General features: G+C 42.5%; 12 protein-coding genes. All 12 read right to left on the bottom strand.

Features of this window, described 5'->3' with window-relative positions:
• Positions 1 to 123: 123 nt before the first annotated feature.
• Positions 124 to 936, bottom strand: coding sequence for a glycosyltransferase family 2 protein (locus MLE14_RS05425; RefSeq protein ID WP_243297332.1), 813 nt, complete (start codon positions 934 to 936; stop codon positions 124 to 126).
• A 771-nt stretch (positions 937 to 1,707) separates the two neighbouring features.
• Positions 1,708 to 2,160: a hypothetical protein gene (locus tag MLE14_RS05430; RefSeq protein WP_243297333.1), complete on the bottom strand. Its 453-nt coding sequence runs from the start codon at positions 2,158 to 2,160 to the stop codon at positions 1,708 to 1,710.
• 850 nt (positions 2,161 to 3,010) lie between these two features.
• Positions 3,011 to 5,821: a M14 family metallopeptidase gene (locus MLE14_RS05435; protein WP_243297334.1), complete on the bottom strand. Its 2,811-nt coding sequence runs from the start codon at positions 5,819 to 5,821 to the stop codon at positions 3,011 to 3,013.
• A 227-nt stretch (positions 5,822 to 6,048) separates the two neighbouring features.
• Positions 6,049 to 7,200, bottom strand: a complete 1,152-nt coding sequence (locus MLE14_RS05440; protein ID WP_243297335.1) for a YkvI family membrane protein — start codon at positions 7,198 to 7,200, stop codon at positions 6,049 to 6,051.
• 22 nt (positions 7,201 to 7,222) lie between these two features.
• Positions 7,223 to 8,332 carry an o-succinylbenzoate synthase gene (gene menC / locus MLE14_RS05445; RefSeq protein WP_243297391.1) on the bottom strand — a complete coding sequence of 370 codons (1,110 nt, stop codon included), beginning with the start codon at positions 8,330 to 8,332 and terminating at the stop codon, positions 7,223 to 7,225.
• 19 nt (positions 8,333 to 8,351) lie between these two features.
• Positions 8,352 to 9,185 carry a GNAT family N-acetyltransferase gene (locus tag MLE14_RS05450; RefSeq protein WP_243297336.1) on the bottom strand — a complete coding sequence of 278 codons (834 nt, stop codon included), beginning with the start codon at positions 9,183 to 9,185 and terminating at the stop codon, positions 8,352 to 8,354.
• 3 nt (positions 9,186 to 9,188) lie between these two features.
• Positions 9,189 to 10,319 (bottom strand): M20 peptidase aminoacylase family protein, encoded by a 1,131-nt coding sequence (locus tag MLE14_RS05455; RefSeq protein WP_243297337.1) that lies wholly within the window; start codon positions 10,317 to 10,319, stop codon positions 9,189 to 9,191.
• A gap of 18 nt (positions 10,320 to 10,337) precedes the next feature.
• Positions 10,338 to 11,186: a MurR/RpiR family transcriptional regulator gene (locus tag MLE14_RS05460; protein WP_243297338.1), complete on the bottom strand. Its 849-nt coding sequence runs from the start codon at positions 11,184 to 11,186 to the stop codon at positions 10,338 to 10,340.
• A 589-nt stretch (positions 11,187 to 11,775) separates the two neighbouring features.
• Positions 11,776 to 12,744 (bottom strand): ABC transporter ATP-binding protein, encoded by a 969-nt coding sequence (locus MLE14_RS05465; protein WP_243297339.1) that lies wholly within the window; start codon positions 12,742 to 12,744, stop codon positions 11,776 to 11,778.
• Positions 12,744 to 13,766 carry an ABC transporter ATP-binding protein gene (locus MLE14_RS05470; RefSeq protein ID WP_243297340.1) on the bottom strand — a complete coding sequence of 341 codons (1,023 nt, stop codon included), beginning with the start codon at positions 13,764 to 13,766 and terminating at the stop codon, positions 12,744 to 12,746. The genes MLE14_RS05465 and MLE14_RS05470 overlap by 1 nt, the downstream gene beginning before the upstream one ends.
• Positions 13,767 to 13,778: 12 nt before the next feature.
• The gene (gene opp3C, locus MLE14_RS05475; protein WP_243297341.1) at positions 13,779 to 14,840 is read right to left on the bottom strand and encodes an oligopeptide ABC transporter permease; all 1,062 of its coding nucleotides are present in this window, start codon (positions 14,838 to 14,840) and stop codon (positions 13,779 to 13,781) included.
• Entirely contained in the window at positions 14,837 to 15,769 is a 933-nt protein-coding gene (opp3b, locus tag MLE14_RS05480; protein ID WP_313897732.1) for an oligopeptide ABC transporter permease, read from the bottom strand. The genes opp3C and opp3b overlap by 4 nt, the downstream gene beginning before the upstream one ends.
• Positions 15,770 to 15,879: the final 110 nt, after the last annotated feature.

Genomic DNA, 15,879 nt, shown 5'->3' on the forward strand with positions numbered 1-15,879 from the left:
ATTTCTTGCTATAAGTAAATAGAAGGCCAGCACTTTTAATTGTGCTGGTCTTCTGTTGTACTTTAAGAAAACCAAAAAAGACCTCTTGAAATATAGAGGCCTATTCATACTATAGTAAAATACTTATAGTCCGCGATAAATGACCGGCTTCCCGTCCCACACGATTTTCGACTGGGCCCTTTTACTTTTTACAAAAGGGTGTTCCATCATCGTCCAAAAATTCTCTTGTGAAAGACTGCCAAGCTGATGCTTGTCAGAAAACCGCTGGAGATAGACTTGTCGCCTTTCGTTTAATTCGGCTGATATGTTGCCTCCATTTGGAGTAAAGGCATAGATCGTACTGGCTACTGGAAGTTTTTTTACGGTAAAACCATTGTTGATAACTTGCAGAAAGAAGTCCCAATCCCAATAGTTATGTACTTCCTCATCAAAGCTGCCTATCCTTTTATGAATCTCTTTTCGATACATAGAACCGGAAGAAATATAAGGATTAAACTTTCGGATTAGCTCGCGATCCAATTCATAAGCAAAAATGGTCCGGGATTGAGGGTAACGAACTCCATTATCCGCTATAAAATCAACCATCTCCACATCGGTATAGACAAAGTCGGCATCCTGTATGGCGCTGACCATCCTTTCTACATGGTCCGGAACAACAAAATCGTCATCATCACAAAGCATGATGAAGGTCCCTTCTGCATGGGCAAGCCCCTCATTGCGGCATCCTACATGATGCAGCTTTTGGGACGGAGTAATTTGTTTTATATGAAGTTCAGGGTAAAGGATTGGAATCCGATCAACCCGCTCCCCCCGATCATTCACAATAATGATTTCAAAATCCTGTAACGTCTGTCTTGAAAGCGACTCCACCAGCTCAGACAAAGGGCCTAAACGATTATAAGTGGGAATAATCACTGATACTAAAGGCTTTTTCATTGACTTTGGCTCTCCGTTCTTCGATTTATTTCTATTGTAAACCAATTGCTTGAGAATCTGCTAAAGAAAACGAGGAACCGATGGGCGTACAGCACATATATGGCGAGGAGCGGCACATATACGGCAGCAGACCGCACATATATGACGAGAAACGGCACGTAAAAGGTGTGGAGCGGCACATAAACAACGGGGAGCGGCACATATACGGCGACGCACAGCACATAAATGACGAGAAACTGCACATATACGGCGACAGACGGCACATAATTCGAGGAACGGCACATTTACGGCGACAGACCGCACATAAATGACGGGGAGCGGCACATAAACGGAACGAATGGCACATAAAAGGTGTGGAGCGGCACATATACGGCGACAGACCGCACATATATGACGAGGAGCGGCACATATACGGCGGCAGACCGCACATAAATGACGAGGAACGGCACATATACGGCGGCAGACCGCACATAAATCGACGAACGGCACATATACGGCGGCAGACCGCACATAAATCGACGAACGGCACATATACGGCGGCAGACCGCACATAAATGACGGGGAGCGGCACATATACGGCGACGCACAGCACATATTTGGCGACGCACGGCACATAAACGGAACGAATGGCACATAAAAGGTGTGGAGCGGCACATAAACGGAACCAATGGCACATAAAAGGTGTAAGCGGCACATAAACGGTTGCGCACTTCGTATAATCGACGAAGTACACGATAAAAAGAGGCACTCTCCACAAAGCACCTCTTTCCTCTAATAGTTATAATCCCACAATACCTTCCAATCCCCATCTTCTTCTACTGTATAGCAATAAAACACCATATCGAATAGCCCGAACTGACTTTTAAAAGTAAGAGTGACCTCAACCTGATAAACATTTTGAAAGACGGGACCGTCCTTCCCCAATGTCCACCTGTTAAGTTTATCTGTATCCCCAATTTCTACGTCAAATGTATCTACTGCCATATGTCCGAAAAAGACGTGGTTTTTGGTTTGAATATAGTCGCTTTTATCAAATCGTTTTTTCATTTCTGAATGGAACAGTTCCCAAGAGTTACCGAAGTCGCCATCCTTTTCATACTCATAAAATAGTTCCACGACTTCTTCAGGACTATTGGCTCCAAAAGTCGAGACACCGAAAAATCCGATCACCAGGACAAGTCCTAACAAAAGGACAAACAACCAACCCTTTCTTTTTCTGCGCATACACTTCTCCTTGTTGTTCTAGGGTTTTTACAGCCTGTTTTATATATATGAGTGGGGTTGGCCGGTTATGTTTAGACGGGCTTTCTCATAGGATTTTGATCTTTTGAAATAGAGTTTGACTGACAGAAAGTGTTTTGGCTGATAAAAAGTATGTTTGACTGATAAAATAGGTTTTTGACCCATAGAAACCAATTTTGACTGATAGAATAGGTTTTTGACCCATAGAAATCAATTTTGACTGATAGAATAGGGTTTTGACCCATAGAAACCAATTTTGACTGATAGAATAGGTTTTTGACCCGTAAAAACCAATTTTGACAGATAAAATAGGGTTTTGACCCATAGAAACCAATTTTGACTGATAGAATAGGTTTTTGACCCGTAGAAACCAATTTTGACTGATTAAATAGGGTTTTGACCCATAGAAATCAATTTTGACTGATAGAATAGGGTTTTTGACCCATAGAAACCAATTTTGACTGGTAGAATAGAATTTTTGACCCACAGAAACCAATTTTGACTGATAGAATAGGTTTTTGACCGATAGAAACCAAATTTGACTGATAGAATAGGTTTTTGACCCATAGAAAACAATTTTGACTGATAGAACTCTTGGTTTGACCGATAGAATCTCTGTTTTGACCGATAAACATCCTGATTCGACTGATAGAACTTGTTTTAGACCGATAAAACAAGATTTTGACTGATAAAACAAGATTTTGACCGATAGATTTTTTTAGCAGCACCTGTCACTACCAGCCAATTAAGTAAAATTTATAATACCAGTAAAAAAGAGAATCGCACCAAAAGGGTGAGATTCTCTTAAGAAAAATTACATCTACATATCAGCTTAATCTCTGTCTCTTCCAATCTCAAAGAAGGATTTTTCTACTTTATTGCTTTGAGTCTTCCATTGTTTTTCCTTCACTTTACCTTTGCCTTTCTTTTCAGCCTCAGAACCGACCGAATCATAGATGCTGTTTGCTAGGAATCTGTAGCTATATTGAGTGTGTCCTCTAAAGGAAAGGTCATTGGCAAACAGGGTAATCGTTGCATCTTCAAAGTCCTGAGTGAAGGCCATAATTTGTCCCTTCGCATTTTCATGTCCTGGCCACCATCCAGAAACGTAGAAGTCATCACTGTTGCTAAAGGTAGCCAATACCTCGGCATCTTCAGGCACAGAGGTAATCCATGCCCCGTAAGCTGTATAAAGAAGCTCATCCGTCTCATAACCAGAGGTCAGTATGTGGTCATTGACTTTAGCTTTCACTAGCCCTTCATGGCCGTTTCTTGTGTAATCAAAATCATACCCTGGAAGCAGCCCGCTGTTTTTCACCGCATTTAATGCGTTTACACCAATACCGACATAGGATTTTTCTGGCAGGAAATCGGCATTAAAGCTGCTATTGTCGCTAATGATTACATCCGCGTCTGCAGGGTTGACGAGAGTAAATCCGAGTTCTTGTAACGAGTATTTCAATTGTGAAGACCCCGTGACGGCCACCTTTGGCTGTGAGATTTGCTCTGTTTTTAGTGAATTGGAGCTGCCGAATGGCCGTGCCTCAAAATAGTAGTTTTTCCCGTAAGCTTTTAAATCTTTTGTACTGACAATATAGTCTCCTTTGGCTACACCCGCTTTTGTTTCAATGGCTCTTTCTACAACAGCTCCATTTTCAAGGAGCTCATTTACAAGTTTGATCGTATCATTGTTGGAGTTGGACAACACTTGCTTTGGCGCATTTCCTTCGATTTTGCCTGTTGGCAATGTTACGCTTTCTACTTCTTTCATATTTTGTTCAAAAGCACCAGGCTGACGAATTTCATGGATATCAAATCCTCTCAGTGCAGGGAAGTTCACGACAACCGGATCGTACATAGCTCCCCAGTCTGAGACATCCTCACCTTTATAGAGCATGGCATTGGCCAGACCGCGTTTTGCCTGATTCATCGGAATAACAAATGTACCTTTAGGATACAAGACCCCGTTGACTTTGATATTTTTAGTGGTTTGTTCAACCTTGACACCGTTGCGAAGCAGATATTCAACCATTTTATATGCTTCAAGATTATTTTTTTGTTCGTTTTCATCGGTTGGGATTGCATAATAGTCCGGGAAGAAGTTTTCGTTTTCCCCTCTTATACGCCCGATCTCTTCACCGAGAGCATTGACAAAATACGGATCGACCGCGCGGTTATCTTCACCGTTGATACCGCGTTTAAAAATTTCAAGCTGGTCCTTGTATAACTGATCCTTATTTTCGGTTACATATAAGACAGCCCCCAGACCGGCACCTACCATTGCACGAAGACCTTCCTGGCTTAACGCCGGAACTTCAATTGTATGGCCGAACGAGCCGTGCAGCATCGCATACATGGCCGTGTAGGCAGGAGTCATATCATCCCAGCCATCCTTATAATCGAGAGCCGGAATTAAATAAGAATTGTAAGCAGAGTTTGCGATTCCGGCCTGTCCCATCGCATGGGCCTGTTCAATCATATTGTTGTAAAGCAAATCATATTCAAAGTTTGGATTATGCGGAGGGGTGGTCGGTTCTATTAAAAATCCGCCTACATAACCATGCATATCAAGGAAGGACAGCGGTGACCATTTGGCGATTTCCTGAGTTACTTCCTGGGTTTCAATTTGTGTTTGATAGTGATTGTCACGATTCAGGTCAAATCCATTGGCATTGGCTCTCGTATTAGCCACCCTTCCGTCAGGGTTATTTGTAAACATATAAAGGAAAATCACTTCATCCAGAACCTCATCCACATTAAGTGAAACCGTTTCTTCTTGACCATTTTCCCCAGTTTTAAAGGTTACTTCATCCTCCAGAGCAAATTTTTTCAATAATTCAACCTGAGCATCGACCCCTTCCACCTCATCAGGATGAATATTATTAATCCAAACCGGAACCTGATAGTCACCCATTGTGCCGTTTTCCAATTTTTCTATTAAACTCTCAGGATTTTCTAACGCCGCTGGCAGCGTTTCATTTAAATACTTGTCAACGGCTTCCTTATCTCTAGCTAAAATAACAAAGTGAAGGTCACGCCCTTGTACAGACTTGCCAAGACTTTGATACTCTAAATATCGATCATTACTGGTGCTAGCTTGTTCAAAGATCTGATCAATTTCAGGTTTTAACTGATCATAAAACCGAAATTCATCGTAGACATTCAGCTTGACCGTTGCTTTTGCCTTCATTCCATCAGGACTAAGCAAAGCCAGTTCATAATCACCGATAAACTGCTGATATTGAGTCCGAATCGTTCGGTTTGACAGATTGTCACTGTTAAACAGAAGACCAAATTCTAATGTGGCCGCAATCGTCGTTGTTCCATCGATATAATGCGGTTCCTCGATCACCGTAATAAAGGGATCACCGTTAAAATGGGTTCCGCTTGTCCACTTTCTCCATTCCGAAAGACTTTTGCCCCCGAATTGAAACTCCAGTTGGCTTAAATCAATGGTCTCTCCGAAATCAGCTTGAACCTCAACTGTTCTAGCTTCAGTAAGCGAGAATAAATCCCTGCTTACCTCCAGCTCCACCACATTGTTCTGTTCCGCTGCTTCATTTGCAAGAACAGAAGAAGAGACCTGTGTAAGGATGGATAACATCATTAAAAGTATGGTCCAGCGTATGAAATGCTTTCTCATAAAATCTCCCTTTCTATGTAAGAACTATATTATTATATAATCATACATTACTAGGAATAAAAATACATAGAGGGAAAAATGGGATTTTGCAACTTCTTCAAAAAACAGTAGAATGGTAGTAGTTCTAAAGTTGTTTGCGGTATTGAATTTTGGCATAGGCAGATGTATTTCTATGCAGAACAAAAAAGGCAAGGGAACTTTTTCCCTTGCCTTCTTCCGTTTTTTCATTATGCAACCGTTGATTCTTTTGTATCCGCCTTTTCCTTATGTTTAATAATCCGGACAATACCAATAGTCAGGAATGGAATTGCATACACAGCAATCATTCCATATGCCAACCATGTGTATCCGATTGAAATTAAATCAATGATGCCAAATTGTGAGAAGAGAATGGCTAAAACCAAGGCTGCTATGGCAATAACCGCATTTTGATTTTTGTTTAGAGTTGTTCCTTTTCGCTCCTCCATGTGGGAGTTGACCCGATCGATAAAGGCATGAATCATCCCAGTTGCAGTTTCAACCAATGTCCAGCCGACTACTATTCCAAAAAGAATCACTACCCATGAACCGTATCCATCCAGCATCACAAGCCAAGGAACTGTAGCGCTTAGTACTTCGTCAGATGGATAATATCCAATGATACTTACATAGGTTAAGAACCAAGGAATTGTCATTAAAATACCAGCCACAATTCCGGAAATGACGGTATCCTTTCTGGATTGTTGCCTTTTTACTGTAAATAGCGCTGCCGGATAAACCGCAAGATTATATCCAACATAAAGGATACCGGTCCATAACACAGCTAAAATACTAACATCCCCGCCCACATAGCTTGTATCACCTGACGCTAAAACCTGTCGGGCATGGTCCCAAGTATTAGAAACGACTAAAATACTAAAAATAATATACCCTGCAAAAAGTGCAACAGTTCCCCATGTTTTAAACTTTTCAATGAGTCCGGATCCATAGAAATTTAAAATTCCTACTAAAATCGTAATTAAAATCACACCTACCCAATAATTAAGACCGAGGGTACCTTTTAATATTTCCCCAGTTGCCGAAGCCATGACAGCTATAATCAGAATCGCAAGCAATAGATATAAAACATCAAATAATACCCAAAACCGACCAATTACAGCTTGCAGCAAACTTCGATAATCAAAAGCTTTGTACATACGGGCCAGTTCAAAGCTTACTATAGCCATCACTGTAAATCCAATAAAAATTCCAACTCCGCCCAGCCAGCCCAGGGCGCCGTATTTAGCTCCATACTCTACAATTTCTCTTCCTGTGGCAAACCCTCCTCCGATTAATACGGATTGGAGGATGATGCCAGGGAGGATCAGTCTTCCGAAAGCACCATTGATAAAGTTATTCATGATGTCAGCTCCTTGTCAATTATTAAAACGTAAACACCTTCTTTGAAACAGTAAAGTCTTCTAAGGCTTTACGGTCAATCTCGTACCCAATGCCAGGTGCATCCGGTACTTGAATCATCCCGTCTACTGCCACTACTTCCGGCTGGATAATATCTTTTTCCCAATAGCGAGAAGAGCCCGCTGTATCCCCAGGCAGAATAAATTGATCCAGTGTGGTCAGTGCAATATTGTGAGCTCTCCCCACACCTGCCTCAAGCATGCCGCCGCACCAGACGGCGATATTGTTGGCTTTACAAAAATCATGAATTCTTTTTGATTCCGTTAACCCGCCAACCCTTCCAATTTTAATATTGATAATTTTACAGCTTCCCAGTTCAATCGCTTTGCGGGCATCGTCAAACGAGTGAATGCTTTCATCCAGGCAGACAGGCGTTTCAATTTCTTTTTGCAATAAGGCATGGTCCACGATATCATCATGTTCAAGCGGCTGTTCGATCATCATTAAATCGAGCTCGTCCAATTGCTTTAAATGATCAATATCCTTTAGTGTATAAGCGGAATTTGCATCAGCCATGATCGGCATTGTCGGGAAGTGCTTTCGTACCTCGCGTAAAACATCGACATCCCAGCCGGGCTTGATTTTGATTTTCATCCGTTTGTATCCTTCTGCTGCTGCCCACTCGATGGTATTGAGCAGATCTTTTACAGACGGCTGGATCCCGATGCTGATTCCGACTTCGATCTCTTTTTTCTCACCGCCAAGGGCTTTGGCAAGAGACATCTGATTTCGTTTTGCGTATAAATCCCAAACCGCTCCTTCAATCGCGGCCTTTGCCATATTATTTCTGCGAATCGGTGCAAACAGGCTGGTAACCTCATCAGGGTGTGAAACGGAATTCTGTTTTAACAGTGGAATTAAAAAATCCTCCATTACATGTTCATTGGTTCCAACCGTTTCCTCGCTGTACCATGGGCTTGAAAAGGCGACTGATTCACCAAATCCACGGCAGCCATCCTTATCCACCATTTCAATGACAAAAAAGTCCTTTTCCTGAAATGTCCCAAAACTTGTTGTAAATGGACTTTTTAAATTCATACGGAGTTTGTGCAAAATAATTTGTGATATTGGCAGTGTCAAAGCTATGTCCCTCCTACTTTAAATCTAAACGATCACGTAATGTAAAACGGTAATAACTAACTTGCTTTTCCGAATCACGGATTAGATTATCCCCTACAAAACCATGAGCCATTAAAAGTTGAAATACTTCTCTTGTTTGAAGCCTCCAGTCGAGCGCCAATTCAAAGTCATTGTTTTTGATACTTTGAAAATCTCCTGGAATCGGTACGAGCCAGCCATCGACTGTTGGATCGAAGGTTACCTCCTGATTTTTACCCAACACATAAGGATAACCAGCCTGATTGATTTCTGTTAGCAACAGAATTTTTTTGGAGTCAATCGCATCGTGTTTAGGCTTATGCTCAGACACATACTTGCTCTTAATCCACCATTCCACTTTAAAGCGGTCGGTAGGCAGTCCGGCATTTTGGGCATCCTCCATCATTCCATAATGATTTTCCGAATAGCTTCCTGCAATCCCGCCGAGCTTATGTAGATTTAAATATGCATTAACACCCAGCAATGGGTCAAAGGTCCAGGTAATAAACGAATATCCCATCTCAATGGCGAGTTCACGTTGTTTCTGTTTTAATTTCTCACCGATCCCTGATTTTTGGTAGTCACTGTGGATCCCGAGCATATGTGAACAGAGGTATACCTGTCCTTCTTTAAATCCCGGAAAGCTATATTGAAACCCAACGAGCTTTTCCCCATCATAGGCGCCTATCACAAGTCCGCCATTTTTAACGGCCGTATGGGTTTGATGAACCGGAGTAGCCGGTGGACCCCAAACATGCTCTTCAAGCTCGGCCACCTCTCGCATTTCCTGCAATGAAGTCAATGTTCGGATTTTTATCGATTCCTTCATCTCTTACTCCCTGCTTTCGTCTAATGTTTCAACAATAGCCGCTGTTAAAATCTGAACCCCATTCATTAATGCATCATGATTAAAGGTCATATTCGGATGATGCAGCCCCGGCTTAAGGTCACAGCCTAGACCAAGCATCGTTGCTTTTAGATGCGGACGTTTAATCGTATAAAAATGAAAATCATCCCCTCCCGTTGTTATAAGAGGAGGTTTTACATTTTCTTTCCCCAGAACGGCTTCAATCGCCTTTTGAAGTTTCGCTTGGGCTTCTTCATTGGGAACTGCTGCTGCCACATTAGCTCCGGTCTCCAATTCAATTGTAACCCCATGATATTGAGCCAGCATTGCAGCACCCGCTTCAATTCTTTCAACCAACGCCTCCATGATCTCATTCGTTTGTGAACGGATATCTAAACTAAAGGTCGCAGAGCCTGGAATAATGTTAGAGCTTTCGCCGCCTGCCTGAAATGCTGTCATTTTGGCGGAGTAGGGAACCATCGGATCAAGATGGATGCCGTGAATCATTTTCACAAGGTCAGCTCCAACCTCAATCGCATTGGCTGTTAAATGAGGACGGGCACCATGGCTATCCTCCCCTGTTATTTTGCCTCTAATAAAACGGGCTGCTCCATGAAGGATAACAGGTGATGCTGTACCGTGCGGGATTTCCTGAATTGGCCGGAGATGAACACCATACAGATAATCTGCATCATCTACGACGCCCTTTTCTACCATTTTTAGTGCACCGGTTCCCTTTTCTTCAGCTGGCTGAAAAATAAAGCGTACCGTCCCTTTTAGTTTTTTATTTTTCAAAGAATATAAAACTCCCAGAACCATTGCCATATGGGCATCATGACCGCACGAATGATTAGCGCGGAACTCTCCCTCTACTTCCTGCCAAAGAGCATCAATATCGGCACGGACGGCCACCACGGGTTTCCCTTCACCTATTTCGCCAATTACTCCGGTACAATCCGGAAATGTCTGTACCCGACAGCCATTTTCTTGTAAAATCGAAGCAATGTAGACGGTCGTTTCAACTTCCTTCCAGCTCACCTCCGGATGGGTGTGGAGGTGTTGGAATATATGTAAAACCTTTTCCTTTAATTGATTGGTAAAAACTTCAGTCACCATTTTGAACCTTCTTTCTCGTTATTTAACAAAATAATGATCCAGCTGAACGGACTCAAATCTCTTTCTTCGTCTTTCAAACTCCTCCCCGTTTTGCACGGCGACGCCGGCTACCATAGCATTTACTAATGAAAAAACGGCAGGAGTTGCATCGAGCGTCGATTGGACAGGAAGCTCAACCGGAAATAATAGATCACAATGCTCTCGAATCGGGGCTACCGCAGAATCGGTTATGCCAATGACATAAGCCCCCCGTTTCTTCGCTTCTTTTGCCAGATTAATAGTCTCTAATGCATACCTGTGAAACGAAAAGGCGACCAAAACTTTATTACAATTCATTTCACTAAACAAAAGAAGAATGTCGTCGTGATTAGAACGGTATTGTTTCACTTTTCCTTGAATCAAATCAAGACTAAAACTAAACCAGCTAGCCAAGGAATACGAGGATCGAACCCCAGCCACTAAAACCTGATCCGCAGTCGCCAATCGGTGAACAGCCTGGTGAAAGTCTGTTTCATTTAATTGAGAAGCAACTTTCTCAATGTTACGCGCATCCGTAAACATAACCTCTTGTAAAAAATTCCGAGATTCCTTGAATGCGTGTTTGCCAGACTGATAATCCAAAAGACTGCTTCTTCGGTTCAGAACATCCTCTTGAATCTCCCTTTGGAATCCGCTGTATCCTTTAAATCCGAGAGCCTGACAAAACCGAATCACCGTCGTCTCACTTACCCCGATCATCTTGCCAATCTGATCAGCAGGGTAGACAGCAAAAGCCTCCGGATCCTTTAAAAAATAGCCAGCAACCTTTTGAACCCCTTTAGATAGTGTATTAAACTTTTTCTCAATCGACATCTTCAATTGCTGCATGGCAGACTCCTATTTTTAAATTTAATATTTTTAAATTGGAGCAAAGCGAAGGAAAAACTTCAATAATTGACGGTGTTGAAGGAAATCCTTTTAACGAGGATAACACATATGGTGAATTTTCTCAATATTTTGTTTAATTTTATTTTTTTGAAGTTGCTGCAGTTCAAGGGTGTGGATGACGTGCGGTATCCTTACATTGAATGTGGAGGTGATAGGGGGATGCGGGTTATATCTATCAATTCACATTTTCACGCTCTTTTGTTTCCATTAATTAACAGTTGCGCAATTCAGACCCATTCTTGCGCGTATTTTTCGATTCTTGCGCGTATTTTTTGATTGTTGCGCGCATTTATCGATTCTTGCGCGATTCCAATACCGAACTAAAGTTAATAGTAAAATCCCCCATTATTAAAACAGAGAATACTAATAAAAATATAAAATATTTAATAAAAATTACTGCGGGATTGCCCCACTATAGAGAATGCTTCACTTACTCATAAAAAACTCTCCACGAATTTTTAAAAATTATATAAAAAATGGCTAGCCCCTGCCCGGGGACTAGCCGCAAAACTAATAATCTATAAAACTCTCATTCATACAAATGACATGCGACAAACCGGCCAGGTTCTGCTTCGCGAAACGCTGGTTCCGCCTGAGAACAAATATCCATTGCTTTCGGGCAGCGTGTCCGGAAACGGCAGCCACTTGGTAAATCGGTTGGGCTCGGTACGTCTCCTTTAAGTATAATCCGTTCCCTGGTTCGCTCAAGCTTTGGATCCGGAAGCGGAATCGCTGACAGCAGTGCCTCTGTATAAGGGTGCAGCGGTTTTTCATAGAGCTCTTCACTTTCACCCATTTCAACGATTTTCCCAAGGTACATAACCGCAATCCGGTCACTGATGTGCTTGACCATTGATAAATCGTGGGCAATAAACAAATAGGTCAATCCCTTTTCCTCTTGCAGGTTTTTCAGCAAATTTACAATTTGCGCCTGAATCGATACATCTAGGGCCGCAATCGGTTCATCTGCTACAATAAATTGCGGCTCTACTGCCAGTGCACGGGCAATCCCAACCCTCTGTCTTTGGCCGCCGCTGAACTCATGGGGATAGCGGTAGGCATGCTTTTGGTTTAGTCCTACCATTTCTAATAATTCGACAACTCGGTAATCCCGTTCTTTCTTGGACATGTTCGGACGATGGATTAGAAGTCCTTCCCCAATAATCTCCTGCACCGTCATCCGCGGATTGAGTGAAGAATACGGGTCTTGGAATATCATTTGCATGCTGCGTTTGAATTTCTTTTGTTCTTCTTTAGATCTTGCAGCATGAAGTTTCTCTTGATTAAAAAGGACTTCCCCGCCAGTGGGCGTGTAAAGCTGGGTAATGGTTCGGCCAACTGTTGATTTTCCGCATCCGGATTCTCCAACGAGACCAAGCGTTTCCCCTTTATGAATGGAAAAACTAATGCCGTCCACGGCACGGAGAATGCTCTTTTTCCCCAGTTTAAAATGCTTCTCGAGGTCTTTTACCTCGACTAAAACTTCATTGGCGCTCATTATTTCACTCCCCCTACAATCGCGGCTGGACGGAGGTCCGCAGGTGTACGCTTATCCTGAAGCCAGCATGAGACCGTATGATTGCCTTCAATCGTTGTTTCTTCCGGTGAGAAATGATGGCAAACCTTCATGGTATAAGGGCAACGAGCCGCAAAGGAGCAGCCGCTTCCTAAGGTTGCCATATCTGGCGGTGTTCCCGGAATTGGAATCAAAGGTTCTGACCGCTTGGCATGAAGTTTCGGCATCGATTGTAATAGTCCCAATGTATACGGATGCTGAGGGCTATAGAAGATTTCATCAAGTGTTCCCTGTTCGACAATTTTGCCTGCATACATAACGGCTACCCGATCTGCCATATTAGCAACTACCCCAAGGTCATGCGTAATTAAAATAATGGCAGTACCTGTTTTTTCCTGGAGATCCTTCATTAAATCCAGGATTTGCGCCTGAATTGTAACATCGAGTGCTGTTGTTGGTTCATCAGCAATTAAAATCTTCGGGTTACATGCTAAGGCCATTGCAATCACAACCCGCTGCCGCATTCCTCCAGAAAATTGATGAGGATACGAATTTAGTCGTTCCGCAGGGTTTGGAATTCCAACCATCGCCAGCATTTCAACTGCCCGTTTCTTAGCTTCGCTTTTAGATAGGCTTTGATGCTTTATTAATCCCTCCATAATCTGCTTTCCAATTTTCATCGTCGGATTTAAAGAGGTCATCGGATCCTGAAAGACCATCGAAATTTCAGAACCTCTAATATGGGCCATATCTTTCGCTGACAAATCTAAGAGACTTTTATCTTCATAGGTAATGGTCCCGTCAGAGATAATGGTGTTATGTTTAGGCAATAATCGCATAATCGACTTGGCTGTGACTGACTTTCCGGAGCCTGATTCACCTACGATTGCAAGCGTTTCTCCCTTTTTTATCTCAAAATTTACCCCTCTGACTGCACGAACTACCCCTGTCTGGGTGTTAAAAGAAATATGCAAATTATTTACATGTAATATCGTTTCTGTCATAATCGATCCCCCCTACTTCCTCATTTTCGGATCGAGCGCATCTCGAAGTCCATCTGCTAGAAGATTAAAACAAATCATAACCACACTAATAATCAAGGCTGGGAGGAACAGCTTATAGGTGTGGAACCTCATCGCTTGATATCCGTCTTCAATTAATACCCCCAATGAGGCTAGTGGTGCCTGAAGACCTAAACCTATGAAGCTTAAAAAAGCTTCAAAGAAGATCGCAGTTGGGATCGTGAACATTACAGTTACTATGATTGGTCCCATTACGTTTGGCAACAAATGCTTCCAAATCAGACGTGAATTAGAAGCACCCAGCGTCCTTGACGCAAGCACAAATTCCTGCCCCTTTAATTGCAGGACTTGTCCGCGAACAATCCGGGCCATCCCAACCCAACCGGTGATAATCATCGCTAAAATAATAGATCTTATACCCGGCTCTAAAATCAGGATAAATAAAATGATAACGATAAGATTCGGAATCCCTACCAATACCTCAATAATCCGCTGCATCACATTATCTACCTTGCCTCCAAAGAAGGCAGAGACTCCTCCGTATACGACCCCGATCACCAGATCGAGAAGGGCAGCAACGATTGCAATAAACAAGGAAATTTGAGTACCTGTCCAAATCCTCGTCCATAAGTCACGGCCAAATTCATCGGTTCCAAACCAATGATTTGCTTCAATTCCGCGGGTTTCATATTGATCTACCCCATTAGCGTCTATCCCATCAAACCCTAACCACTCTAGCCCTTGTATTTTGGGCGGCAGGTTCGTATGAGCTATATTCTGCTCGTCATATCGATAATCTGTTAAAAGCGGACCGATAATCGACATCGCACCAAGAACCACTAGCAGGACAAGGGAAATCATGGCTCCTTTATTTTTTGCCAGACGATAAAAGGCTTCCTTCCAGAAGGACATCGGCGGGCTTGTAATTTCCTCTGCTTTTTCCGGATCAAGCGGGGCTGCTACAAACAAATCATCTGTAATTTCAGTAGGTTGTGTATGAAAAGTTGTGTTATTATGAATGGCAACTTTCGTTGGTTTGTTGATCTCTAGCTTCATGCTGCTTCACCTCGCTTTAAATTAATCCGAGGATCTAGTATTCCGTATAAAATATCGACGATAAATACGACAAGAATAAACAGCGTGCTATAGAATATCGTTATTCCCATAATGACACTGTAATCGAGCACGAGGATGGATAATGTAAATTGTTCACCTAGTCCCGGAACAGAAAATATTTTTTCGATAACGAGTGTTCCTGTCATAATCGATACGGCAAGAGGTCCGAGCATCGTCACAACCGGAATGAGGGCATTACGAATTACGTGCTTGGTAATAACGCTTGTTTCATTAAGCCCTTTCGCTCTTGCCGTTATGACGTAGTCTTGTCCCAATACTTCTAGCATTTCGCTCCGGATAAAACGGGCAACCGTCGCAATTACCGTAACCGACAGGGCTAGAGATGGGAGAATTGAATATTCATAGCTTTCCCATAAGGCAACAGGAAGCCAGCCTAATTTGAGACCGATAAAATATTGGAGCAAGGCGGCAAAGACGAATGAGGGAATGGACATCCCGAGAACAGCCAGGATTACAGAACCATAGTCATAAATCGTATTGTGCCGCAAAGCTGAAAGAATACCGAGGGCAAGCCCTACAATCGTACCGAAGATAAGGGCCTGAAAACCAATTAAGGCAGAAGGACCAATCCGATCACTAATCATACTTTCAACCGTACGTCCTTCTTTTTGAAAGGAATAACCAAGATCGCCCTGAATAAGATTCCCTAAATACTGGACATATTGAATCGCCACAGGCTTGTCCAAACCATATTTTGCATTTAAAACAGCTATTTGCTGGTCCGTTAATTTTTCAGGGTTGGTATACGGTGTTCCGGGGAGCAGATTCATGAGAAAGAATGTCATCGTTACGATAATAAATAACGTAATGAGCATATAGCCTAGCCGTTGTATGAAATATCGATTCACATGAACACCTCATTTCTTTTAAAAGCATTTTAGACTGACAGGACATTTAAAAGAAAACGAGAGTGCACCAGTTGATACACTCTCGCGTTTCTGCCGCATTTACACGTGAT

It is taken from the genome of Bacillus litorisediminis, from assembly GCF_022808645.1.
Classification (GTDB): Bacteria; Bacillota; Bacilli; order Bacillales; family JC228; genus Bacillus_BF; species Bacillus_BF litorisediminis.